Below are 22,061 nucleotides of genomic sequence, written 5' to 3'. Positions count from 1 at the left end.
GACGGGAAGAAGTCGAGCGCGGTCTGAGCAAGCTCGGGCCGCCAGAAGTAGCCGCGCCTGGCAGCATCCCGCAGATCGCGAAGGTGCCGTTCGGCCGCATACCGGACCAGATCGCCGACGACGAAATCGCCGCGGACCGCCGCCTGCGCCCAGGCGGTCGTCGGGTCGACCGGCCCGGCGCTAACCCGCCGGCCCAAGGAATCGGTCGGCGCCGGCCGTCCGCTCGCGTTTCTTGGCGACCTTGGCGACCTTGCCGCGCTGCCCCGGGGAGATCCCGAGCCGCGCCTCGAGCCGCTCGGCGGTATTCTCCGCCTCGCGCATCGCCTTGTAATGGATTGACAGCCGGGCGATCGCCTTGGGATTGTCGGCCTTGGGCGCGTCGACGATGCCGCTGAGCGCGACGGCGTTCGAACAGCGGTCATAGACCAAGTACGCGAGGACCAGGCGCTGCAGCGCGTGCCCGTTGGACGGCGACAGGATCTCGCGATCGCGCATCTCGCCGGCGATCCGATGCCAGTGCTCGCCGGCGACACGCTGCTCGCTCGGGTCGGTCAGCAACAGCGACCAATCCGGCGTAGCGACGATCCCGTTGTCGACCGGCGCGATCGGCGCCGACACGACCGGAGCCGCGACCGGCTTCGCACGCGATTTGCGCGGCGCGCGCGGCGCGCGTGCCGGCTTCGTCGCTGGTTTGGCGGCTGGTTTCGTCATGTCACCCCGCCCCGGCCGAGCCCGAACTTTTTACTCTGGAACACCTCGCAGTGCACACGGTCCCCCTACGCGGTGTCCGGTAGGGGGCGTCGGCTAGTTTCGCCCCCCCCGGGGGGTCGGCCGCCGCGGCGCCGCGTGATCGGCGGTCGCCCGGCCGGACCATGGATGGTCGCGATCGAGCGGTTTGCCGTTCGCATCGACGCCGCGTTTGCCGCGCGCCACCTGATGGCCGAACTGTTCGGCCGTCACCTCGCGGTGGTGTTTGTCACAGAGGTTGCGCGTGTTGCTGTCGAGATCGCTGCCGCCATGCGCCAGCGGCTTGATGTGATCGACGACCGTCGCGGCCCGTGTACGCCCTGCCTTATGGCAGTGCTCACACAGGCCGTTCGTCCGCTTCAGCCGCCGGAGCCGTTGCGCCTGGCCGGCGCGGCCGCGGAGGCGTTCGGCCATCCGATCAAGCTGGGCCGGTGCCGGCGTCGATCGGCTCGATGAAGAACTCCTCGCTCTGCTTCGGCGCGAAGCCGAGCAGTTCGAGCGGGATCACGTCCGGATCCGCCGGACCCGTCGCCAGCTCGGCGAGGATCGATGCTTTGACGAGCGTCGGTGCCGGCACCTTCAGCGTGCCCTCGGCGCGACCGAAGTGCAGCAAGGCTTCGACGCCGTCGGCATCCTTGCCATGCTCGAAGACGAGCTTGGGTGGCGTGGTGCGGTGACCGATGGTGCAGCCGCCAAGCTCGATCGACTTGCGCCGGCCGGCCGTGAGGAGCTCGACGTTGGCTTCGTACCAGGGCTGCAGCCGCTTGAAGAGGTCGTCGCGCTCGGCCGCCAGGGGCACGATGCAGGCGTCGGCCGCGGCATCGATCTCCTGCTTCGACGAGACGCGATGCGCGTCGTGCGCGGCGATCGTCGCAGCGACCTTGGCCAGATGGGCCAGAAGATCGGTAGCCTGCTCTATCGAGGCTGGTGCCCGCATGGCTGCGGCCTTTACACGGCTCATGCTGGCGCTCCCGAGGTGCTGGCGGCGACCGCCACGATGGTCCGAAGATTGGTGAGCGCGCGGCGCGCGTTCTGACCGGTCTCGATCTCGGTCAGCAACTGCGCGTATTGCGACTTGGACATAGCCACAACTTCGCCCGGCACCGACGCGATAGCGGTGCGGGCATGGGCGACGTTGATCATTGGCTCACCACACGTAGCCGTTGCCCTGGCGGGCGAGCGGCGGGTTAACTGATCGACCAGGGCCACGTGCCGCGTCTCGCATGCGCTTCGCGAGCTGCTCCACCTGGTCGATGTGGCCGTCGTGCCTGGTCTGGGACGGCCTTCCGTTGCTCATGTCGGCAATCAACCCGTCGATCTCTGCGCTTACGCGTCGGAGCTCGTCGAGGAGGGCGAACTTGGGCTCGGGCATAGGAGAGCTCCAGAAACGCAAGAACCCGCATGGGGCGGGCTGGACGCGACTGTGGCGGGGTCGTTTTTGCCGTCTGCGTGATCGTTTTGCGCCCCGCTTTTACGGGACGTTCCCGAAACGGCAGGGGTTCAGCTGCTGACGACGTCGCCGCGGCCGAACCGGTTCCACCATATCGACAGCGCCTCCCCGACCAGGCGCCGCGCCTTGGGAACGCCGAGGCCGTGGCGGTGGGCAGCGATCGTCACGCCGACGTCGCGCGCCACGATCGACAGCATCGCCTCGGGCTGGCGGATCGAGCGCAGCCACCATTCGAGCGCATACGATCCGAGCACGCCACCGAGCAGCGGTAGATCCGCATTGTTCCCGCCGCCGCCGGTGTCTGTACGCGTCTCCCAGCTCGCCGTGCGCAGCGGCGCGTCGGCGGTCACCGCCCGGTATGTCGTCGCGATCTTGTCGGCTGCGGCGAGCTGCTCGACGTCGATCGCGCCCGATGCGTACAGCCGGGCGATCGAACCCGGCCGCCGCTGGCGTTCCTCGAGCTGGGCGAGCGTTTCGACCGTGCCCTTCTTGCCGCCGTGGATCTCCTGCAGCTGCACCCGCTCCTCGATGCCGGGCAGCAACTCGGCGCCCCGCGCGCGCAGGTCTGCCTTCATCACTCGCCACTCGGCTTTAGACATGCCCTGTGGCTTCGGGCCGATCTCCGGGAGCGGCCGCGATCGTTGCAGGACAAGGTGCTCGAAGCGTTGCCGCTCGTATTCGGTGGTGATGATCATGGGACGTCCCGGCTAGTCGACGTCCGGTAGATGCTCGAAAGGTGGGATCACCGGTAGCTGCCCTTCCGGGAAGGGGGGCGGCTGGCAAAGCGCGCCCATCGGTTGAGCAACCGCCCAGCCCAGCCGGCGCATCGTCTCATCGAGCAGTGCCCGAGATCCAGATACGTCGCGCACGCGCAAGCTCCGCTGCGCGCCGGGCGTCTTCTCGACCAAGCCGCGCTCGATCAGCTGAGCGACCAGCTCCTTTGCCCTAGTGCTGCTGACGTCAAGCCGGATGCCGATCTCTTCGAAGGTCGGGCTGGTCCCGGTACGGGCAATTCGTTCAATGATAAAGGCAAGTGCCTGATCGCGGCGCGGCACTACTTCCGGTGGGCGAGTGATCACTCCCATCCTGTTCTATCTTTCCATAGTCCCCCGTGACGGAACATACGGGGAATCATGCGGAACTGCCATAGGGTGCCTTTGACAGTGATTTAGTCGGTCGAGGATCTCAAGTTGATGATTGCATCGCATTGTACAGTTGCGATGGATCGAAGTGACTTGCAATCGCAGCGTCAATCGAAACCGGCGACGATTCTTTTGTGGGTTTGAACAACAGCCCTAGATTCGTGGTACCAATGGGGGCGCTGGCAGATTGAATGGCATCCCTGCGCGCCTGAATTAGCTCGGTTGTCAAGTCGCGTACCGTTTCTTGGAATTCATCGCTACCTAGCAACAGCAGCAAGGGGTGCGCACAATCCGCCACGGACTGGCAAAACTTGATCGTCTCTTCGCGATTGGGCAGGTACCCTTTGTGGATAACGTTATTTCGGAAGCTAATTGCCGCGTTCGGTAGCATTGGAGCTACCGAATTTGTCTGAACTGCGTAGGCTACCAAATAAGCTCCGACTTGACGTTCCGACGAATTTTTCAGTGGCTTCCACATTGCCTCAAAGACGTCCGCGGGAATGCCCTGACGGCGACAGATTGCTCCGACCCCATATTCCCATAGGCGTTCTAGGGCGCTCGCAAATGACGCGACCGCGTCGCGATAGTGCTCATGTACGATGGCCGAAAGTGCCATTTCCGATAAGATCTCGAAGCGTTCATTTTGAAGCACCGTAGCTGTATGGTGACCAAGACTGCACGTAGTCCATAACACGCCGTTTTCCGGTATCTCGACGAGCTCAACACTCGAGAGATTTGGCATGCCCTGTTCAACCTGACACTGCATGCACAGGCAAATCGTCTTCATCCTGGCCCTTCCGATAATTCGATGCTTGACGCTTATCGACTGCGATCGCGGCGGAGATACCCTCCGCCGCAGTCTTTCCAAACCCGCGGCAACACGCCGTTTCTTCCCTTACGGTTTCGCTTTATACCCCAGCGATACCCCGGCACTAACCGCTCATGGCACCCCCGGCGTTGCTCAGGCAGCCGCCGGATCTAAACGGGTGCAATCAACTAAGAGGAGGCGCTTAGTTTCTTCGGTGGCCGATTTCACTTCCCGAGCATGAAGGCTTAGCGATTTCGGTAAGTCGTTTGTGCTCCCATGTAGCGACCAAGTTAGGTACTGAAGGCCACCCATCGCGAAATCCCCATCTGGCTTAAATGGGATAACGCGGCTTAGCTGATCGATGAAAATGCGACCGTTCCGGGTGATAGAATTGAACCTCGTGACGTTTCCCGTGAATGGCGTACTGTCGGAAGCCACATCCCGCGTATTTACCCAAGCTTTGGTATGAGCATTGAGCGTCAATAGCTCTGATCGAGGCCGCTCAAACGTGATGGTCGTTACCTCTGTTCCAATTGGGCGGTGAACACGTTGAAGGCTTCCCTCTAATGTCTCCGCCAGCTCGTCTAGAAACGGCTCGTCCCGCTCCATCCATCGGATCACTTTGGGTGTCTCAGGTTCTGCAGGTGCGCGCCGTGTAGCCTTCGTGAATATCGTCTTTATCCAGTCGTAAAAGATCGGCGCAGTTATTCCGGCGACTGCAGGATTTGCCTCGATGTATGCAGCTAGCTCGATTAAATAACTACCAGATCGTGATGGCATTAAATAAAAATCTGCGCTTCGTGCTGCAGTGGCTCGAGTAACAATTGTCTTAGTCAAAAGCGCGTGCGTTGCTATCTGGACAGCCTGCGCCACTCCCTGAATTGAGGTAGTACCATCATAAAGCGGCAATTTGCCGTCGGCAGCAATACCGCCGTTATAACGAGCGCGCAGTGGAAGACGCATTTTGCCACAGCCTTTCGATCAAAACATGAAAGGCCGCAGCATCGTCTAAACGTAAGCGGCGTCAATACGACGAGTTCAGTTTGAACGAGATTGTAACGAGACTCGCTCAGGCGCAGCTTCCTACACTCCGCTCAGACGCGAAGCTTTCGCCTCAAATACCGTTAGGGACCTTGCGATACCCCGTAGCCAAACACCCATGCTTGTCATTTCGGCGGTTTGACGTTGCTCTGGCATCAGGCCGTCATTCGGATGAGCGGGGCAACCACGGGCGCTGAAGGGCTTTCCTTCAGCTTTGCGTTGGCGTTGGCGTTGGCGTTGGCTTTGACCGTGCCTTCGTCTTCGGCTTTGGCTCTTCGCTTGACTTTGCCTTAGTCGCGGCAGCAAGTTTACGCCTTTCGAGAACGGCCAATAGCGCTATACCTTTTTCCGAAACGACAGCCCTTCTATATGTCTTGCCGACCACCTTCTCGTTATCTATTAGCCCATGCAATTTAAGCTTCGGCGCGACATTAAAGAAAAGAAATTGAGAGCCATCATCCATACCGACGTGATTAGTTATCCCGTTAAGGAAAAAGTCTTTCGTTGAATAAAATATATTCAACAGATTAGAACTTTTTCTCCTTCCGTTTTCATTGAGCGATTCTGGTAGTTCAACCTCAGTATTTTTCAATAAGGCTTCGATTTCGTCTAATTCTTCAGATGCTTTGCTGGAAGTGTCTTTTCCGACAAGCGCGATTTTGACGGACTCTGCTTCCAAAATGGCAATACGAGATGTCAGGGCAGCGTTCTTCTCACGCAAGGAGTTGACTTCCTGCTGAAGAAGATCAGCGTTTGCTACGGCATCAGCTGAGATCCAACCCTTCAGATCTCGATTGTTAGAGTAGTCAGACAAGCTTTCGTATACGGCTAGCTTTATGTCTTTTTCGTCTCTGAAAAATGACGAAATATTGGATAGTACTTTCTTACGGAAGTTTTCTAGGTTTGATGGATTAACTTTTTCCATAAAGTCAGTTCCACCCGCCTTAACCTTTTCCTCCAGCGCGTCCTCGGTGATAACTACTGCGAAGAGCGCTTTACCTTGTGAGGCCGCGTAGTCGTACTCTAACTCCGTGTAACCCATACCTGACTTTGGTTCCACAGATCCGTATCGTCCGCCCAAAACAAGCATGTAAACATCAGACTCGTCGATCCACCGCTCAATTATTTCCATCTGTGAACGATCGCCGGCAGTAAACAATTCCATGCCAGCGGGAATGTGGCCCGCCTTTAGAATTGCACTAACCGCTGCCTGACGCTCTAATACTAGGTCTGTAAAAGTACTAGATACGAAAACCTGCAGTTTGCGCTTTGACAATCACCCTACTCCAATAATGCAATGCTTTTCGGTAGTGGGTATAACCACTATCTCGTCTCACTGCTTTTCTGATGCGGTGGCGGAGGACCCCTCCGCTGCCGCCAAACGAACGCCGCAGATTACCGCGGTTGTAAGCAACCTATGGCACGATTTACCCAGCGATACCCCAGTCAGGCAGGGCGACATGTCCAGCCCGGTCTATAATGGACCATCTGTTCACTAACGTCCGCTTTCGCCTAAAACTCGCCTTTCAATCGTCTCCCCTGCGGCACCAGAAGCGGTCATTCGCTCATATGTTCGCGCCGCCCGAAATCGGGACATTTCGGCCGTTCCTCGCGACGTATCGGACGGCAGATCGTGCCGAAAGCCGACATCCGGCGCCTGCCCGAGCCACACCGTAGAGCGACGGTGATTAGGCCGTTTGAAGGCTGCCGGTTTTGCGAATCTCATCGAAGATACCGGTCTCGTACAGCGGATCAGGATCATGGCTTTTCGTCGCTCACTTCGTCAAAACCGCGAACTTTTTCGGGTCCGCCAACTTCGTTGCTGACGCGCGTCAAGAGAGCCGCCGTCAACATATCTAAGCATTGCACTAAACGGCGATCGCTGAAATTCTCCTGCGACTGCTCTACATCGTGAGCAAAGTTACCAGCCTCCAGCTCCAGTTCGCTGTAGGACTGATGAACAACGAGTGATAGCGAATGATATATTGCATCGTGGAACCAGTCGCCGAGCGGAGATAAGCGCGCCTTTTCGCTCGTCTTTTCTAAAAGACTAGTAAAGTTTGTCAGCATGTCCCACGCAGGATCCTTCCCGCGGTTGGTGGCAGACTCTTTCTGTCTTAGCGCGGCGATGAGCTGAAGCCGCGGGCCTATAAGTTGGGGTGCAAGCCAATCAAGATAAAAATTGAGAAAAGCCTCATAGGCCAATCTGCATATCGCGAGCCCGTGTTCCCGCCTGCCTTGTCCTATCAAAACCTGAATAGTATCTAATGCTCGCGCATGCCGGCGCACGACGGCATGTAGCATTTGGTGATAATGTACGTCATAGCCCTCATCCTTATGGAAAACTTCGATCCGTGCCATTGTCGCTTCGCAGCGTTCTCTTAGGTGCGGTATGGCGATCGCGGGGCCTACCTCTCGCCCGCCAAAATAGGTAGCTACAGCGACCAATTCGGGCGGTATGGTGCGAACAAGCTTTGGCAGCTTGCCCTTCGGTTCGATCCATAGGGCCGCCTCAGAACCAAGAATAGGTTTCGGACGTAAGACTCGGCAAGGTACTACGGCAATGTTTAGGTCCCGGTAGGCAGCCAGCGAATACTCATCGTCTGCACAGACGTATCCGCCTCCGCCGGGCGCGTGTGGACTCCATTGAAGGTCGAGGCTTGGCCTCAAGCCGTTGCGGATCGCTTCTGTCAGTCCCGAGGTGCGAGATTTCTTGAGGTTTTGGACGTGGGTTATCGATCCATCGGCCTCCCGCCTGAAGAAGCCGGCATGAATTTCGGTCGTGGCCATCCGAGTGACCCCGACTTTGACCTCTCCGCGATTCAGTGCAGCGTAGGTGCTCACTAACTTGTTATCGAACACGAACGTCGGGTCGGTTTTCAACGTTGGAATGTGAACCTCGCGAACCTCAGGAAGCCTTCTATGCATATCGTGTCCTTATCTCTTGGACTGGCTATCACACCCACCCAGCGCACTAGGCCATCGCCGCGAGCTGCCTGCACCGCGCTTGTCGCGAGTCAACTCAAAGGACATATAGAGATCTAAGACGTTGCAGGCCACGAGTTGCTGGCAAAGCCCGACCGCGAACGACGCATTCTGGTCCTTAGTCGCCACCCAGGCTACGTTGATGAACGGCAGCTAGCGCTTTCGCCTATCCAAAAGCGGCCAGGCAGAAATCCATCAATATGGGGCATCGCCGCCCGGAGGCCCCCTCCGCCCCGGCCCAAAGAAACCCGCGGCAATCAGCCGATCCTAGTCAGCGATTTTGCGGAAATACCCCGACGATACCCCTTGCTCCTAATGCCGATCGCGATCCTGGACGTCAGCCAGGGGCACGATACGGCCAAAGTCTGGATTCCGGGGAAAGAATTGCTGGGCCTCACCCACCTTTGCGATATTCTCTACGGTCTTCTTCTTCGCTTCGTCGGCTGCAATCTCGTGACGAATATGCAGGCACCGACGTAAGATGGCCGGCACCAAGCTAGCCCTCAAAACGATAACTGCGGCTCCGGCCAGTACCACCGCTTGCCCGAACCTCGGCAGGATTTCGGTGGCAAGGAACGGGACGCGAAACGCAAGGTTCGGCGGAGCGATACTCAATGTGAAAACGGCTGCGAAAACCACCCCGACAATACCTAAAAGCTGCAGCAGCGCATCGGTGGCAGCCATCAACTCATCTCGTAGACGGTCAATCGCGTGAACGGAGCGTCCGCCAGTGGTCATCGACGCCAAGATCAAAGAGATGGAGGGTAGGATGCTGGCGGATATCAAGCCTAAGAACGTCCCGAGGAGACGTGACGGATCTCCATGTAGTGCCGCCGGTGTGATAGCGGCGCCCACGAGAAGCCCAGCGAAGCCGCCGGCATAATCTAAGCGTCGAATCGACAATCGATCTTCCCTGCTGTTGCCCAGTCACGAAGGGCCAGCACGATCTGTTCGATAGCGGATTCCGGATCGATTAGCGAGGTGGTACCGACCGTGGCGATCTCCCGTTGAACGGAAAGTTTCACGATCCCGCCCTTTTCGCTCCCGTCGCCTCGCAACCCGAGATCCTTTGGATCGATATTGCGCAATGCCTCATTGATCGTCGCGCGTGATATCGGCTTCTTCCGGTTACGTTCTTTAATGACGATGCGAAATATACCTTCGATCCATCCACCGGTCGGCACCTCGGACCCCAAGCTATCTATCGCCTCCTCATCCCAACCAAGCATTCGAAGAATCTCAAAAACCGTAGCCTGTTCGTGCTGCCGTTCCGCAGCAGCTTCCCGCTCCGTAACTTGCGGTCCGCGCGCTTGAGGAATTGGCTTACGAGCACCGTCGCCTTTGTTTGACGCCGCGGTGACGGTCAGTTCCGACGATTCCGAAAGCTCCTTACCCGTGCCCGTCAGAAATTTGCCGTTGAGGACAACAACCTGCCCCGGCTGCAGCTCTTCTGCTTTCACCAGCAGCGCGGTCAGGTAGTTTTCCAGGGTGAGACCGCGCACCTGCTGCCCTTCTATCAAGCCGACATGGTTTCCCACGATAGCAAAATACAACGCCCCTTTCAGGACGCGGGTACGCGCGCCGACATCCAAACTCTGAAGGACAAACTCGGCTGTATCTTCTTCGAGCGACTGCGTGACGGCATGAACCTCGTGCCCTTGCTGCAAATGGATGATCTGCCCTGCGAAAACGGGGCCGTCCCACGAAGTCGGTAGGGACACCTTGTTCAGTATAACGATGCTACCATCGTGATCGAGGTCGAGGATGCGCTGTTTGGCGCTGTTGGCCCAGCCACGTCGCCGAAGGACATCGACCACCATCGCCTTCAGATTGAAATCCTCCCAGAGGTTCTCCGTCTTCAGCTGTCGATATTGGATCGTCGCCTTTTTGTTCACGAATTCCGCCCCTTTATGATCCAATCTGACGATGCCCTGCCCGCTCGCGACCACGGTTTAGTGGCCCCCTCGCCACTACCCGCCCTGCCTTCACTGGCAGGGGAGCCTAATTATCCATGAACGAACCGATCTATCGCGCGACGCCGGGCTGCATCGAGGGGTGCAGCCCGTGCGAAGTCATGTGCGCGGTCATTGTGGCGATTCGTGATCAGGCGTGGCGTGAGCTTCGGGAGGCCGTGCGGGCCGCCGTTCCGCGGGCACCTGATCGGGCAGCAGATCTCGTAGCTGCGACAGACCAATGGGAAGCCGCTTCGCGAGCAGCAGCGCTTGCGCATCCAGCGGCGCGCCCTCCGGCATCGCCCGTAATATGCCCTCGAACATCCGTGCGAGCGCGGCTTCACTAGGCAGCAGGACCTGTAGCGTCAGTGCCTGATAGCGCGGCGCCGCCAGCGGTGGCGGCGCGTTTTCTGACGGATCGTCCGTTTCGCCTTCAAGGAAAGCAGGCGTCGTGCCAAGCGCTCGCGCGATCTTATGAAGATGAGCCGACGAACGTGCACGGCCGGCTATAAGCGCCGCGATCGTGCTCTGGTTAAGGGATACAGCACGGGCAAGCGCGGACTGGCTCATGCCCATTTCGTCCAATCGTTGCCTAAGTCGGTCGCCTACAGCCATCCCGAAGGTCTATCGGTAAACCAATAGCAAGCTACCCGTGATTCACACTTGACCAATCTATTGTTTTCACAATAGACGTAGGCATGGGTATCGAAGCCAATCTCGAATCGTCGCTTGCTGAAGCCGTCCGCCGGGTTGGTTCGCAGTCGGCGTTCGCTCGCCTCGTAGGCAAGAGCCAGGCTTCGGTGTTCACTCGGCTCCGCGACGGCAAGCCACTGTGGGCCGAAAGCGTGCTCGCAGTCGAGGCATCTACTGGCGTCTCTAAAGAGCGGCTTCGGCCAGACATCTACCCGCCTGAAAATGCCCCGATCGACACGGACTTGGAGCCCACGCGATGATCGTCGGTGCTCGGTACCTATCAGTTTCTCTCGGTCGCCATACGGGCGACGAGCGTCGGCGGTGGGCCTCTCCCCTCCACACCGCCGACGTACTTCCTTCAAATGCTGCCTTGTGCGCGTCAACAGCCTCCCCTTTCGACCGCTGGCAGACCGGTCGGAGCCGAAGCCGCATTGTCCGATACGGTGTGATTTGCGTTCCCCGTTTGCCACCCCAAGCGCATGAAGTATCCGGCGCCGGTCGTATGCTACAATCGGCACCAGTTATTCGGGCGGACGTCGCATGACGAAGGTCCGTGAGGCTGTGACTATCGAAAACACGCTTTACCGCGTGCTCGGAACGCTGACGATCGAGCGCGCGGCAGAAGTCACCGGTCGTGCCGAAAGCTATCTCCGGGCGCTGTCAGATCCCGACAAGCGGGAGCGGCTGACGATCGAGGATGCGATCGCGCTGGACCTCGAGTATCGCGCTGGTGGCCGTGAAGGTTATCCGTTGCTCGATACCTATGCTCGCATTGTCGAGGCGGCAGCCGAGGCGAAGTTTGCCGAGGAGCATGCCACCGGACGACTGACGTTGGATTTCGTCAAGGAGGCGGGCGAGGCTTCCTGCGCGCTGATTACGGCGCAGCTCCCGGGCGCCTCGCTCAAAGACCTACAGACCGCCCTCCGCGAGGTTGAGCAAGCCGACAACGCCTCCGCAACTGTCATATCGCATTTGCAGGCGCGGATCCGCCGAGCACGCGACGGGCCCACCCCGCCGGACGGCTGACGCCGCGGAACCACTGACATCGCCGCCTACCCCGCCCGCCCGCTGATCACCGTGATCAGCGGGGCGGTAAACTGCTGTCTGGACGATTTGCCATGCCCGACCGACGCCTAGCCCTGACGAACATATCTAGTGCCCTGCGGCAGCAAGCCGATGCGCTGCAGGCGCTCACCAACTCTAACGACGCGGACCTGCCAATTGGCATGCGTCTGCTCCTGGACGCGATCGACCGGATCAATGTCGCGGCATCCACCCCTCTCGATCGTCGGAACGACATATGACGCCCGGTGCATATCTGAAGCACCGTCGCGCCGCGCACGGCCTCGGCGTCCACGACGTCGCCGCCGTGCTCGCGACGGAGCCTCGTCTGGCAGAGCACGTCCGCGCCGAATGGCTCGAGCAGATTGAAGCGGACATTGTACCCATGTCGTTCAACACGATTGTCGCGCTTCGTCGCGCGTTCACCTTCGACCTCGACATCCTAGCGCAGCTCGCGGCGATCGCCATGCACTCGCCGGTCGAGCCTCCGCGCCTTTGTAGGATCTGCGCCTGCACCGAAGCCGATGCATGCCTCGGTCATCAGGGCACGTGTTTTTGGATTGAGCACGATCTCTGCAGCGCTTGTTACACGCTTAGGATGCCCCCGGCCGATCGCCCGGCGATCGCCGCAATCTCCCCGTCGGCACGCGATGTCGCGGCATGAGCGGCCTTCGCACCGTCCACGCGATCGCCGTCATCTTCAGCGGCCTGGCACTCGCCCTAGTCCTGTTCGGATCGATCCGCCCCGCGATCGTCGTCCTCGCGATCGTCATCATCTTGTTGACGTGGTGCCTCGAAGCACTCCGCGTCGCCATCCAAACCCGTCCGGAGAACAGGCCATGATGTCCCAGGCTCAGCCGAAGATCAAACGCACCTATCGCTTGCGCGAACCGCACGTGCGTACCGTCGAAATCCACGAACACGACTGCGACTGCGCAGCGTGCGCCCCTTACGGGCCCAGCGATCCTGATCGCCTGACGGCCGCCGACATGGGCAAGCTCGCTACCCTCGGTGCTGTCGTCGGATCCGCGGTCATGTTCGCAATCGACCCGGCCGGCGCCGCGGCCGCACTCCTTGCGACGATCGGACTGTGACAATGGCCGACGAACGCCAGCACAGCATGGGCGGTGGAGCGGTAGCAGCCGACGAACTGCGCCTCCTGATCGAGCGCGCAGAGCGCCTCGAGGAAGAAAAGAAGGGTATTTCCGACGACATCAAGGACGTGATGGCAGAGGCCAAGGGCCGTGGATACGACCCCAAGGCAATCCGTAAGATCCTGACGATCCGGAAAAAAAGGAAGGAAGAGTACCAAGAAGAGGAAGCGATCCTCGAGGTCTATCTCCAAGCACTGGGGATGATCTGATGACTCGTCAGCACGTCGCCCTGCCAAGCGATGGCTGCACGATCTTCTGCGGCACAGCCGTCGGCAGCGGTGGGTGTGCTGCCGACGGCCCTGTAGCGTTAATAAGGTGACCACTGATGTCAGCCAGCAACGTAGCCACTGGTAGATACTTACGGCTGCCCGACGTGAAGGCCGAAACCGGCCTCGGCAAGACGTCGATTTATCAGCTGATCCGGGAAGGCCAGTTCCCGAAGCCGGTTAAAATCTCGAGTCGGGCTGTAGCTTGGCGTGAGGGTGCGATCGAAGCTTGGAAGGCCGATCGCCAGGCCCAGTCCGACAAAATCTAACATGCGATTGGGGGCATTGGCGGGGGCATCAATCCCCCTACGCCCCCAAAGATCATAGCCTTTTCAATGGGTTTAGCTATGCAGTTTACGACGTACTCAGGGAGCCATTTTCAAGCCGCGAGATCTCGCTTCTGGCGAGACGCCCCGCGCCAGACCGCGGCAAGATCCCCCGATACACTATTTGCAATACAACCCTCACGGCACGCATCCCGCGCGTCCGACCGGCGTTGACCCCTGACGACCAGAGCGATTGGGGCAGACGATGAAATCGGTGATTCTCCCGGGCGGCGAGACGGTGCCAGCCCTGGGCCAGGGAAGCTGGATGATGGGCGAGCGCGCCGATCGTCGCGAGGCCGAAACCGCAGCGTTGCGCGCAGGCGTCGAGTGCGGGATGACGCTGATCGACACGGCGGAGATGTACGGCGACGGCGCCGCCGAGACGCTGATCGGTGATGCGCTCCACGATGTCCGCGACACGCTGTTCCTCGTCAGCAAGGCCTATCCCCAGAACGCCTCGCGCGATCGCCTCACCGCCGCCTGCGAGGCGAGCCTTGGGCGGCTGAGGACCGACCGGCTCGACCTGTATCTGCTGCACTGGCGCGGGTCGGTACCGCTGGCCGAGACGGTCGAGGCGATGGAACACCTCAAGGCGGCGGGCAAGATCCGGCACTGGGGCGTCAGCAATCTCGATACGCAGGACATGGCCGAGCTCGCTGCGGCGGGCGGACAGGGCTGCGCGACCGACCAGATCCTCTACAACCTGACCCGGCGTGGTCCCGAGCATGACCTGCTCCCCTGGCTCGACCGTCACGACATTACCGTCATGGCCTATAGTCCGGTCGAACAGGGCCGGCTCCTCGCTGATCCGGAACTGGCGCGGATCGCGCGCGACATCGGTGGGACGCCCGCGCAGGTCGCGCTCGCCTGGGTGCTGCAACGTCCCGCGACGATCGCGATTCCGAAGGCCGCGAACATCGCGCATGTCCGCGAAAACCGGGCGGCCGCCGATCTCGTGCTGTCGGCCGAGGATCTTGCCGCGCTCGACACGGCCTTTCCCCGCCCGCGGTCACCACAACCGCTCGAGATGCTCTGAGCGCGGCATGGCCGGCAGCACGCCCCCCAAGGCCTATCCGACGACCCCCGACGGCCGCTATTTCGTCGTCCGCGGCCGATTGTGGCGGTGCGCGGATCCGTCGCTGCCCGAAGCCGATCGTGCCGAGTTGGTGCGGGCGCTGATGGCGGCGCGACGCGCGGTCGGCGTGGCCCGACGTCGGGACGATGCCGACGCGGTCGCCGCTGCACGTGCCGACGTCGATGCTGCCAAGCATGGGCTCGGCGAACGCGGCCCGGTCTGGTGGCATGACGGGTCGCCCGACTATAACCGCCACATGGCCGCCAACACCCCCTATGCAGCGTGGTTCGCGGGAATTTCGCCCTCGATCTGAGCCGATGCGGCGACTGGTACGTTGAACAGGGATGATAGTGACGACCCTGCGAGCCCGGCTCGCGTCCGGCGCGATGCCGCTTGCACTCCTCCTGACGAACGGCGCCGCCGGTGCCCAGCCCGCCCAGACTGCGCCGAGACGCGCCGCGCCTCCTGCCAAGCCGAATGCTGCACCCGCTGCGATCGGCGGCGTCGTCATCAGCCGGCAGGCGGTGACGGACGCGACCGTCCGCGCGGTCTACACCAAGGCGAAGTGGCGCGCGGTCTGGTCGGATGCCGATGTCGCGGCGCTCAACACGGCACTCGGCGACCGCAGCCGGCACGGGCTCGATCATGTCGCCTTCCTGCCCGACCTGCCCGCCGACGCGGCCCCGGCGGATATCGACGTCGCCCGCACGCGCGTCGCGCTCGCCTATGCCGGTGCACTGGCAAGGGGCCGCGTCGATCCGGCGACGCTGCATCAGGTCTATACCCTGCCGCGACCCAGCGTCGACCTCGCCACCGGGCTGGTCGCCGCGATCGCGCGGCACAAGGTCGACGACTGGCTCGAAAGCCTCGCCCCGCAGGATGCCGACTATCGCCTGCTGTCCGATGCCTATCGCGTCTTCAGCGAGAAGGCGCTCACCGCGCCATCCGGCCCGGCACCGCTGGAGGCGCCCGCCCAGACGGGCGCCGCCGCGCTGATCCGCGTCGGCACCCGCGATCCGCGCGTCGCGACGATCGTCGAGCAGCTGGTCGAGAGCGGCTATCTCCTGACGCCCGGCCCCGTCGCCGCGCCGACGCTGGTGCAATCCGCCTCGACCATCGCCGGCCTCCAGCCGGCCACCCCGTCCAACGCCCCGGTCTATACGCAGGCGATCGCCGACGCGATGAAGGGGCTGCAGACCGATTACGGCATCGCCGCGGACGGGATCGTCGGGCCCGAGACGCTCAAGGTCCTGAACCTCGGACCCGGTGACCGCGCGCGCGCTCTCGCGGTGGCGCTCGAGCGGCGGCGCTGGCTCGAGCGGACGCCCCCGGCGACGCGGATCGACGTCAATACCGCCGCCTCGCAACTGCGCTATTACCGCGACGGCGTGCTCGTCGATCAGCGCAAGGTGATCGTCGGCGAACCCGGTCGCGAGACGCCGGCCTTGTCCTCGCCGATCTACCGCCTCGTCGCCAACCCGACCTGGACCGTGCCGAAGTCGATCCAGAACGGCGAGATGGCCAATGTCGACGACGCCTATCTGCAGGAGCACAACATGGTCCTGCGCGACGGCTGGATCGTCCAGCAGCCCGGTCCGAGCAATGCGCTCGGCCTCGTCAAGTTCGACATGGCGAACGACCAGGCGATCTATCTGCACGACACGTCCGCCCCCGGGCTGTTCGACCGCAGCCAGCGGCATCTGAGCCATGGCTGCGTCCGCGTCGAGGATGCGATCGGCTTCGCGCAGATGCTCGCCGACGACCAGGGCGTTACCGAGGCATGGCAGACCGCGCAGGCGTCGGGTGAGATGCAGTTTGTCCCGCTGCCGCGCCGCATCCCGGTGCGGCTGCTGTACGAGAATGTCTATGTCGGCGACGCCGGCAAGGTCGCGTTCCGTACCGACCCCTATGGCTGGAACGATCCGGTCGCCGAACAGCTCGGGTTCGAGCGATCGGCGGCGCGGCGTGCCGAAGCCCGCGACATCGATATCGGCCCGTGAGCGTGGGGCGCGACTAGCCCCTGCTCGCGGCGATGTACCGCGTGACGTTGCCGGTCAGCACGTCGAGCGGGACATTGCCGCCCGCGAGGACTGCTTGATTGAAGTCCCGCACGTCGAACCGCGTACCCAATTCGTCCTTGGCGCGGGTCCGCTGGGCGACGATCTCGGTCTGGCCGATCTTGTAGCCACAGGCCTGACCCGGCCAGGCGCAATAGCGCTCGACCTCGCTCACCGCGTTGCTCATCGGCAGTCCGGTCGCGGCGACGAATTCGCGCAACGCCTGTTCGCGCGTCCAGCCCATCGCATGGATCCCGGTATCGACCACCAGCCGCACCGCGCGCCACGACAGCCCCATGAAATAGCCGAGCCGCCCCGCCGCATCGCCGTCATACAGGCCAAGCTCGTCGGCCAGCTGTTCGGCGTAGAGCGCCCAGCCCTCGGTATAGGCGTTGAACGCCAGCACCGAGCGGATCAGCGGCAGCTGCTGCGCATATTCCCCCTGCCAGACATGCCCGGGAATGCCCTCGTGGAATACCAGATCGGGGATGGTGACGCGGTTGTGGATCGTGGGATCGCCCAGATTGACCCAGATCTTGCCAGGGATCGATCCGTCGAGCGCGCCCGGCCCGCCATAGGCGGCGGGTGCCCCCGCCTCCTGCGCGAGCGGCATCCGCCGGATCTCGAGCCTGGCGGTCACCAGCGTGCGGAACGCCTTTGGCAGGCGCGGGCGGATCGCATCGATCCGCCCCTGCATATAGGCGACGATCTGCTGGCGACCGGCATCGTCGTTGGGGAAGGCGATGTCCGGCCGACGCTGCAATTCGGCCGCGCGCTCCGCCACCGTCCCCTTGGTCAGCCCGAAGCCCTTGAGGATCCTGTCCATCTCCGCCTGCAACTCGACGAGCTGCGCACGCCCGAGCGCATGGATCTCCGCCGGGCTCCGCCGCGTCGTCGTTCCTGCGCGCAGCCCCCAGCCATACCAGGCCGCGCCATGCGGGCGCGATCCCAGTCCGGCGACGTCAGTTGCGACCGCGCGCTGCGCGGTGAGTTCGGCGATCTGCCGCTCGAGCGCGGGGATGACCGCATCGCGGACGATCTGCGTCGCACGCCGGGTCCAGTCGCCGGGGATCGCCTGCGTCTTGCGCGCGAGCGGCCCGATCAGCGGACCGTCGACCGCCGCCGCCTCGGCCAGCGTACGTCGCATCCCGGCCAGCGTCTTGTCGAGCAGGAAGCTGGGCGGCACCAGGCCCTGCTCGCGCGCCGTCCGCACCCTGCCCGTCTCGTCATCGAGCTGCTTCGCCATCACCGCCACGCGCGCGAGATAGGCCTCGGCATCCGCCGCAGTGCGCAGCGGCTGATCGCCGTCGAGCAGCTGCGGCACGTCCAGCCACGCGCCGACATTCTGGATGACGGCATAGGGCGTGTTGCGCCAGTCGCCGATCGTCGCGACGCCGTAAGGCAGCGCCATCCCGTCCAGCGCGGTCTGGAACGCGCTCTGCGTCACGGCGATGCTCGTCAGCGTCACCTGGCCGATCCCGTCGCGCGGCAGCCGGCCGAGCGCCGCCAGCCCGTCGGTCAGGACGCGTCGCCGCGCGGCGATGCCCGCCGGCGACCGGTCGTCGAGCTGCCCCCGCAAAGCCGCATGCGCCCCGGTGTCGAGCCCGAGCCCGGTCGCCTTGCCGGGATCGAGCGTCAGCAACTGCCACGCGAGCCGGTCGAGAAGAGTCGCCGCGTCGGCGGATGCCGGCAAGCGGCTGGCAGTCTGCGCGGAGACCGGTGCTGCGGCGAGTGTGGCCGCGATGCCGGCTAGCGCGTCGCGGCGGCGGAACAGGGGTTGGTTCATCCGCGAAACATGGACGCGGCGTCCGCCGCGGTCAAACGCACCGCTGTCCCATCACGGTGGACAAACACCCGCTGCCGCCTAGAGGTCGGCGAGGAAGAGGGCTGAGGCACGTGACGATCGGACTGAAGGACATCGCTGCACGAGCAGGCGTCTCGATCGCGACGGTGTCGCGCGTCCTGTCGGGCAAGCCCGTCCGCCCCGCCTATCGCAGCCGGGTCGACGATGCACTGGCCGCGCTCGACTATCGCCCCAATCTGGCGGCGCGGCGGCTGCGTTCGACGCGCGCGAGCGTGATCGGTCTGATCGTGCCCGATATCGGCAACCCCTTCTTCGTCGCCTTCGTCCAGGCGGTCGAGGGCTATGCCTGGCGCGAGGGGCTGCGCGTCATCCTGTGCAACAGCGGCGAGGATCCCGCGCGCGAACGCCATTACCTGCAATTGCTCGAGGACGAGCGCGTGTCGGGCATCATCCTCGCCCCCACGCGGGCCGGCGGCGTGCCGGAGACCGCGACGCCGCTCGTGCTGGTCGATCGCGTCGAGGGAACGCCGCAGGTCGACAGCGTCAAGCTCGACAATGCCGGCGCGGCGAGCGCGCTGGTCGACGCGCTGCACGCATCGGGCTGTTCGCGGATCACCGGCCTGTTCGGCGAACGCGGCAGCACCGCGGTCGACCGCCGTCGCGGCTATGCGGCCGCGCTCGACCGCCACACGCTTCCAGCCCGGATCATCGACGTCCCGCACGAGCCCGCAGCGCGCGCGGCCTGCGTGCGGACCGCGCTCGCCGACACCGCCTGCGATGCGGTGCTGGTCGGCGACACGTTCCTGATGCTTGAGGCGGCGGTCGTGTTGCGCGCCCGACCCGATCCGCCGGCATCGCCCGTCCGGCTCGCAGGGTTCGACGACGCCGCCTGGCTGCGCCTGCTCGACGCCGCGCCGATCATCGTCGAGCAGCCGGTCGACGAGATGGCGCATGCCGCGCTGGCGCTGCTCGTCGAACGCATGACCGGTGCGGGGGGCGACGCCGTCCGGCTCGTCTTCAACGGGACGATCGTCAGCCCCGCCTGAGGTTCAGGTCAGGCGGCGGCGGCGATCGCGGTTTGCCCGCGCGTCGGACGGAACCGGCCGCTGCGCAGCGCCGCCTCGATATCCTCAAGGCTCGCGCCCGCGGTCTCGGGCACGAAGAACAGCACGAACACGAACGACGCCAGATTGACCCCGGCATAGACCCACATCGTCGAGCCCAGCCCGATCGCATGGACCAGCGACAGCGCGGTCCCGGTGACGATCAGGTTGCTGCCCCACAGCATCGCCGCGTGCAGCGCGGTCGCGGGGCCGCGCATCGCCAGCGGGAACATCTCCGCACCCAGCAGCCAGCCGCACACTTGGATGCCGCCCGAATTGAACAGCATGAACGCCAGCAGGAAGCCGATCGTCAGCCAGCCCTGCCACCCGCCATGCGCACCGCTGGCGAACATGATGCCGAGCCCGATCAGGCTGACGACCGATCCAGGGATCATCACCAGCATCAGCCGCCGCCGCCCGATCCGGTCGACGAACAGACAGCCAAGCAGCGTCATCACCGCATAGACGATCGCGACGCCGAGGCTGGCGAGCAGCGCTGATTCCTTGCCGAACCCCACCCCCGACAGGAAGGTCGGCGCGTAGTAGATCATCATCTCCAGCCCGCCGCACTGGGTGAAGAACGCGACGCCCAGCGCCGCGATCAGGGCAGGCCGTGCCCAGGCCTGACGAATGCCGCGCCAGCCGCTATCGGCCGGATCCGCGTCGGTCGTCGCATCGCGGATCTGGGTGACTTCGTGGCGGATCTCGCGGCGTGTGGTCCGCACGCGGCGCAGCACGTCGATCGCGGCGTGGATGCCGATATTCTCCGCGGCCCAGCGCGGGCTGCGCGGCATGAACGCCATCGCGACGAAGACGATCGCGGCGGGGATCGCGGCGACCGCGACCATCGTCCGCCAGCTCCAGACGTCGTGCAGGCCGAACCCGACGATGCTGGCGAGCAGGATGCCGACGCCGATGGCGACGTTGAACATCGTCACCAGATTGCCGCGACGATGCTGCGGCGCGAGTTCGGAGATGTACATCGGCACGACCTGGGTCGATCCGCCGACCGCCATGCCCAGGAACACCCGCGCGGTGATCAGCGCGCCGACGCTCGGCGCCATCGCACAGGCGATCGCGCCCAGCGTGAACAGCGCGCTCACCCCCATCACCGACAGCTTGCGGCCGATCCGTTCGGACAGCCAGCTCGTCGCCAGCGCACCGATCACCGCGCCCGCCAGGATCGCCGCGGTGACGATCTCCTGCATACGGTGATCCAGCCCGAACTCGTCGGTGATCGACAGCAGCGCCCCCGATATGATCCCCGTGTCATAGCCATAGAGCGCCCCGCATACCGCGGCGACAAACGCTGCGGTGCGCAGCACCCGGTCGCCATTGGCATAGGGTTCGGGAATTCTCGGCTCGTTGCGCGCCGTCAGGCTGCGCCGCGTCAGGGATGGGGCGATGCTGTGATCTGTCAAAACGTGGAGGACTCCGTGGTTGTCGAAAGGATATTCAGCGCGGGCGCAGCGCGAAGCGGCGACGCCAGGACGGCAGGCGGATCTGCTCGCGCGCCCAGGTCAGCAGGCCGGCACCGATGATGACGGCGATGCCGGCAAAGGTCGGCAGGTCGACGCTCTGGTGAAACACGGTGTAGCTGAGCGCGACGGCCCAGATCATCTGGCTGTATTGCGGCGGTGCGATCCGGCTGACCGCGACGCGTTGCGCCGCCAGCATCAGCAGGGCCTGGCCGAGGATCGCGAGCAGCCCATAGCCGGCGAGCAGGACCATCTCGGCCCCGTCCGGCCAGCGGAACGCCTGCAGCCACAGCAACGCCGCGCCGTTGATCACCAGCGGTCCGATCAGCCCCGCGCCGAGCATCGACACACGCTTCTCGCCCGCACCACCGGCGCGAAACAGCACGATGACGATCGCGCTCGACAATGCGCACAGCATCGCCGCGCCATGGCCCAGATCGAAGGCTCGCAGTCCGGGTCGCAGCACCATCAGCACGCCGACGAAGCCGATCGCCACCGCCGCCCAGCGCCAGGCACCGACCTGCTCCTTCAGGAACAGCATCGACAGCAACGTCACCAGCATCGGCATCAGGAAGATCAGCGCGAACGCCTCGGGCATCGGCAGCCGCGTGAACGCGACGACGCTCGACAGGCCGCTGATCGACGATCCGATCGCGCGCGCCAGCCATAGCGAGCGGCGCGTCGCGCTGAACACGTCAAGCATACGGTCGCCCGGCGTGCGCACGAAGGGCAAGGCGACCAGCCCAAGCAGCGCACCGGTGAACGTCACCTGGAACGGGCTGAACGCGCCTTCGAGCAGCCGCACCGACGCGTCGCTGAACGCGAAGGCCGCATAAGCCAGGAACGCCAGCGGCACGCCGCCGATGGCCGCCAGACGCGCGCCATGGCTCTGAATGGTAAGATCGATGCTCAATTGCG

Annotated in this window: 28 protein-coding genes; 11 read left to right on the top strand and 17 right to left on the bottom strand. The window is 63.3% G+C overall.

Translation table 11 applies throughout. The features are described 5' to 3' along the window. Positions 1-180: 180 nt before the first annotated feature. The 14 genes from IFT71_RS16770 to IFT71_RS16705 all read right to left on the bottom strand — a co-directional run bounded on the left by IFT71_RS16770 (position 181) and on the right by IFT71_RS16705 (position 10,740). Positions 181-711 carry a P27 family phage terminase small subunit gene (locus IFT71_RS16770; RefSeq protein WP_192142323.1) on the bottom strand — a complete coding sequence of 177 codons (531 nt, stop codon included), beginning with the start codon at positions 709-711 and terminating at the stop codon, positions 181-183. 93 nt (positions 712-804) lie between these two features. Next, positions 805-1,161 (bottom strand): HNH endonuclease, encoded by a 357-nt coding sequence (locus IFT71_RS16765; RefSeq protein ID WP_192142321.1) that lies wholly within the window; start codon positions 1,159-1,161, stop codon positions 805-807. 4 nt (positions 1,162-1,165) lie between these two features. Next, the gene (locus IFT71_RS16760; protein ID WP_192142319.1) at positions 1,166-1,708 is read right to left on the bottom strand and encodes a host-nuclease inhibitor Gam family protein; all 543 of its coding nucleotides are present in this window, start codon (positions 1,706-1,708) and stop codon (positions 1,166-1,168) included. Beyond that, positions 1,705-1,890, bottom strand: coding sequence for a hypothetical protein (locus IFT71_RS16755; protein WP_192142317.1), 186 nt, complete (start codon positions 1,888-1,890; stop codon positions 1,705-1,707). Before IFT71_RS16755 ends, IFT71_RS16760 begins: the two co-directional genes overlap by 4 nt. 4 nt (positions 1,891-1,894) lie before the next feature. Beyond that, on the bottom strand, positions 1,895-2,119 hold the full coding sequence (locus IFT71_RS16750; RefSeq protein ID WP_192142315.1) for a hypothetical protein: 225 nt from the start codon (positions 2,117-2,119) through the stop codon (positions 1,895-1,897). A gap of 128 nt (positions 2,120-2,247) precedes the next feature. Then, a complete protein-coding gene (locus IFT71_RS16745) occupies positions 2,248-2,892 on the bottom strand; it encodes a hypothetical protein (RefSeq protein WP_192142313.1) in 645 nt (214 codons plus the stop codon). A 12-nt stretch (positions 2,893-2,904) separates the two neighbouring features. Further along, a complete protein-coding gene (locus IFT71_RS16740; RefSeq protein WP_192142311.1) occupies positions 2,905-3,282 on the bottom strand; it encodes a LexA family protein in 378 nt (125 codons plus the stop codon). A gap of 100 nt (positions 3,283-3,382) precedes the next feature. Continuing rightward, entirely contained in the window at positions 3,383-4,126 is a 744-nt protein-coding gene (locus IFT71_RS16735) for a hypothetical protein (RefSeq protein ID WP_192142309.1), read from the bottom strand. A 174-nt stretch (positions 4,127-4,300) separates the two neighbouring features. Then, positions 4,301-5,110, bottom strand: coding sequence for a DUF7946 domain-containing protein (locus IFT71_RS16730; RefSeq protein ID WP_192142307.1), 810 nt, complete (start codon positions 5,108-5,110; stop codon positions 4,301-4,303). 286 nt (positions 5,111-5,396) lie between these two features. Continuing rightward, positions 5,397-6,464 (bottom strand): DUF4062 domain-containing protein, encoded by a 1,068-nt coding sequence (locus tag IFT71_RS16725; RefSeq protein WP_192142305.1) that lies wholly within the window; start codon positions 6,462-6,464, stop codon positions 5,397-5,399. Positions 6,465-6,946: 482 nt separating this feature from the next. Next, positions 6,947-8,116 carry a hypothetical protein gene (locus tag IFT71_RS16720; protein ID WP_192142303.1) on the bottom strand — a complete coding sequence of 390 codons (1,170 nt, stop codon included), beginning with the start codon at positions 8,114-8,116 and terminating at the stop codon, positions 6,947-6,949. Between the two features lie 369 nt (positions 8,117-8,485). Further along, complete coding sequence (locus tag IFT71_RS16715) at positions 8,486-8,857, bottom strand: hypothetical protein (RefSeq protein ID WP_192142301.1); 372 nt, start codon at positions 8,855-8,857, stop codon at positions 8,486-8,488. 200 nt (positions 8,858-9,057) lie between these two features. Next, on the bottom strand, positions 9,058-10,068 hold the full coding sequence (locus tag IFT71_RS16710; RefSeq protein WP_192142299.1) for a hypothetical protein: 1,011 nt from the start codon (positions 10,066-10,068) through the stop codon (positions 9,058-9,060). A gap of 189 nt (positions 10,069-10,257) precedes the next feature. Beyond that, positions 10,258-10,740, bottom strand: coding sequence for a helix-turn-helix domain-containing protein (locus IFT71_RS16705; RefSeq protein ID WP_274602342.1), 483 nt, complete (start codon positions 10,738-10,740; stop codon positions 10,258-10,260). 83 nt (positions 10,741-10,823) lie between these two features. Here IFT71_RS16705 and IFT71_RS16700 point away from each other — a divergent pair, with 83 nt between their 5' ends. The 10 genes from IFT71_RS16700 (at position 10,824) to IFT71_RS16655 (ending at position 16,701) form a co-directional block, all read left to right on the top strand. Further along, complete coding sequence (locus tag IFT71_RS16700) at positions 10,824-11,078, top strand: YdaS family helix-turn-helix protein (protein ID WP_192142295.1); 255 nt, start codon at positions 10,824-10,826, stop codon at positions 11,076-11,078. A 280-nt stretch (positions 11,079-11,358) separates the two neighbouring features. Then, positions 11,359-11,844 carry a hypothetical protein gene (locus tag IFT71_RS16695; protein ID WP_192142293.1) on the top strand — a complete coding sequence of 162 codons (486 nt, stop codon included), beginning with the start codon at positions 11,359-11,361 and terminating at the stop codon, positions 11,842-11,844. 274 nt (positions 11,845-12,118) lie between these two features. Beyond that, positions 12,119-12,544: an XRE family transcriptional regulator gene (locus IFT71_RS16690; protein WP_192142291.1), complete on the top strand. Its 426-nt coding sequence runs from the start codon at positions 12,119-12,121 to the stop codon at positions 12,542-12,544. After that, on the top strand, positions 12,541-12,723 hold the full coding sequence (locus tag IFT71_RS16685) for a hypothetical protein (protein WP_192142289.1): 183 nt from the start codon (positions 12,541-12,543) through the stop codon (positions 12,721-12,723). The genes IFT71_RS16690 and IFT71_RS16685 overlap by 4 nt, the downstream gene beginning before the upstream one ends. Next, on the top strand, positions 12,720-12,974 hold the full coding sequence (locus tag IFT71_RS16680) for a hypothetical protein (protein ID WP_192142287.1): 255 nt from the start codon (positions 12,720-12,722) through the stop codon (positions 12,972-12,974). Before IFT71_RS16685 ends, IFT71_RS16680 begins: the two co-directional genes overlap by 4 nt. Before the next feature lie 26 nt (positions 12,975-13,000). Next, a complete protein-coding gene (locus IFT71_RS16675; RefSeq protein ID WP_197976211.1) occupies positions 13,001-13,243 on the top strand; it encodes a GapR family DNA-binding domain-containing protein in 243 nt (80 codons plus the stop codon). A gap of 116 nt (positions 13,244-13,359) precedes the next feature. Beyond that, positions 13,360-13,569 carry a helix-turn-helix transcriptional regulator gene (locus IFT71_RS16670; RefSeq protein WP_192142283.1) on the top strand — a complete coding sequence of 70 codons (210 nt, stop codon included), beginning with the start codon at positions 13,360-13,362 and terminating at the stop codon, positions 13,567-13,569. Between the two features lie 262 nt (positions 13,570-13,831). Next, complete coding sequence (locus tag IFT71_RS16665; RefSeq protein WP_192142281.1) at positions 13,832-14,662, top strand: aldo/keto reductase; 831 nt, start codon at positions 13,832-13,834, stop codon at positions 14,660-14,662. A gap of 7 nt (positions 14,663-14,669) precedes the next feature. Continuing rightward, positions 14,670-15,014 carry a hypothetical protein gene (locus tag IFT71_RS16660; protein WP_192142279.1) on the top strand — a complete coding sequence of 115 codons (345 nt, stop codon included), beginning with the start codon at positions 14,670-14,672 and terminating at the stop codon, positions 15,012-15,014. Between the two features lie 37 nt (positions 15,015-15,051). After that, positions 15,052-16,701 (top strand): L,D-transpeptidase family protein, encoded by a 1,650-nt coding sequence (locus IFT71_RS16655; RefSeq protein ID WP_342212682.1) that lies wholly within the window; start codon positions 15,052-15,054, stop codon positions 16,699-16,701. Positions 16,702-16,714: 13 nt separating this feature from the next. On the opposite strand, the gene IFT71_RS16650 is transcribed toward IFT71_RS16655, so the two are convergent. Next, a complete protein-coding gene (locus IFT71_RS16650; protein WP_192142277.1) occupies positions 16,715-18,544 on the bottom strand; it encodes a DUF885 domain-containing protein in 1,830 nt (609 codons plus the stop codon). 110 nt (positions 18,545-18,654) lie between these two features. On the opposite strand from IFT71_RS16650, the gene IFT71_RS16645 reads away from it, so the two are divergent. Next, positions 18,655-19,608, top strand: a complete 954-nt coding sequence (locus IFT71_RS16645) for a LacI family DNA-binding transcriptional regulator (RefSeq protein WP_192142275.1) — start codon at positions 18,655-18,657, stop codon at positions 19,606-19,608. A gap of 8 nt (positions 19,609-19,616) precedes the next feature. On the opposite strand, the gene IFT71_RS16640 is transcribed toward IFT71_RS16645, so the two are convergent. Further along, entirely contained in the window at positions 19,617-21,086 is a 1,470-nt protein-coding gene (locus IFT71_RS16640; RefSeq protein WP_197976202.1) for a sugar porter family MFS transporter, read from the bottom strand. Between the two features lie 34 nt (positions 21,087-21,120). Next, positions 21,121-22,056, bottom strand: coding sequence for a DMT family transporter (locus IFT71_RS16635; RefSeq protein ID WP_197976201.1), 936 nt, complete (start codon positions 22,054-22,056; stop codon positions 21,121-21,123). Between the last annotated feature and the right edge of the window lie 5 nt (positions 22,057-22,061).

This window comes from Sphingomonas sp. CFBP 13733 (assembly GCF_014841795.1).
Taxonomy (GTDB): domain Bacteria; phylum Pseudomonadota; class Alphaproteobacteria; order Sphingomonadales; family Sphingomonadaceae; genus Sphingomonas; species Sphingomonas aerolata.
The sequence above is the reverse complement of the archived record's forward strand: the minus strand, read 5'-3'. Positions and strand labels throughout refer to the sequence as shown.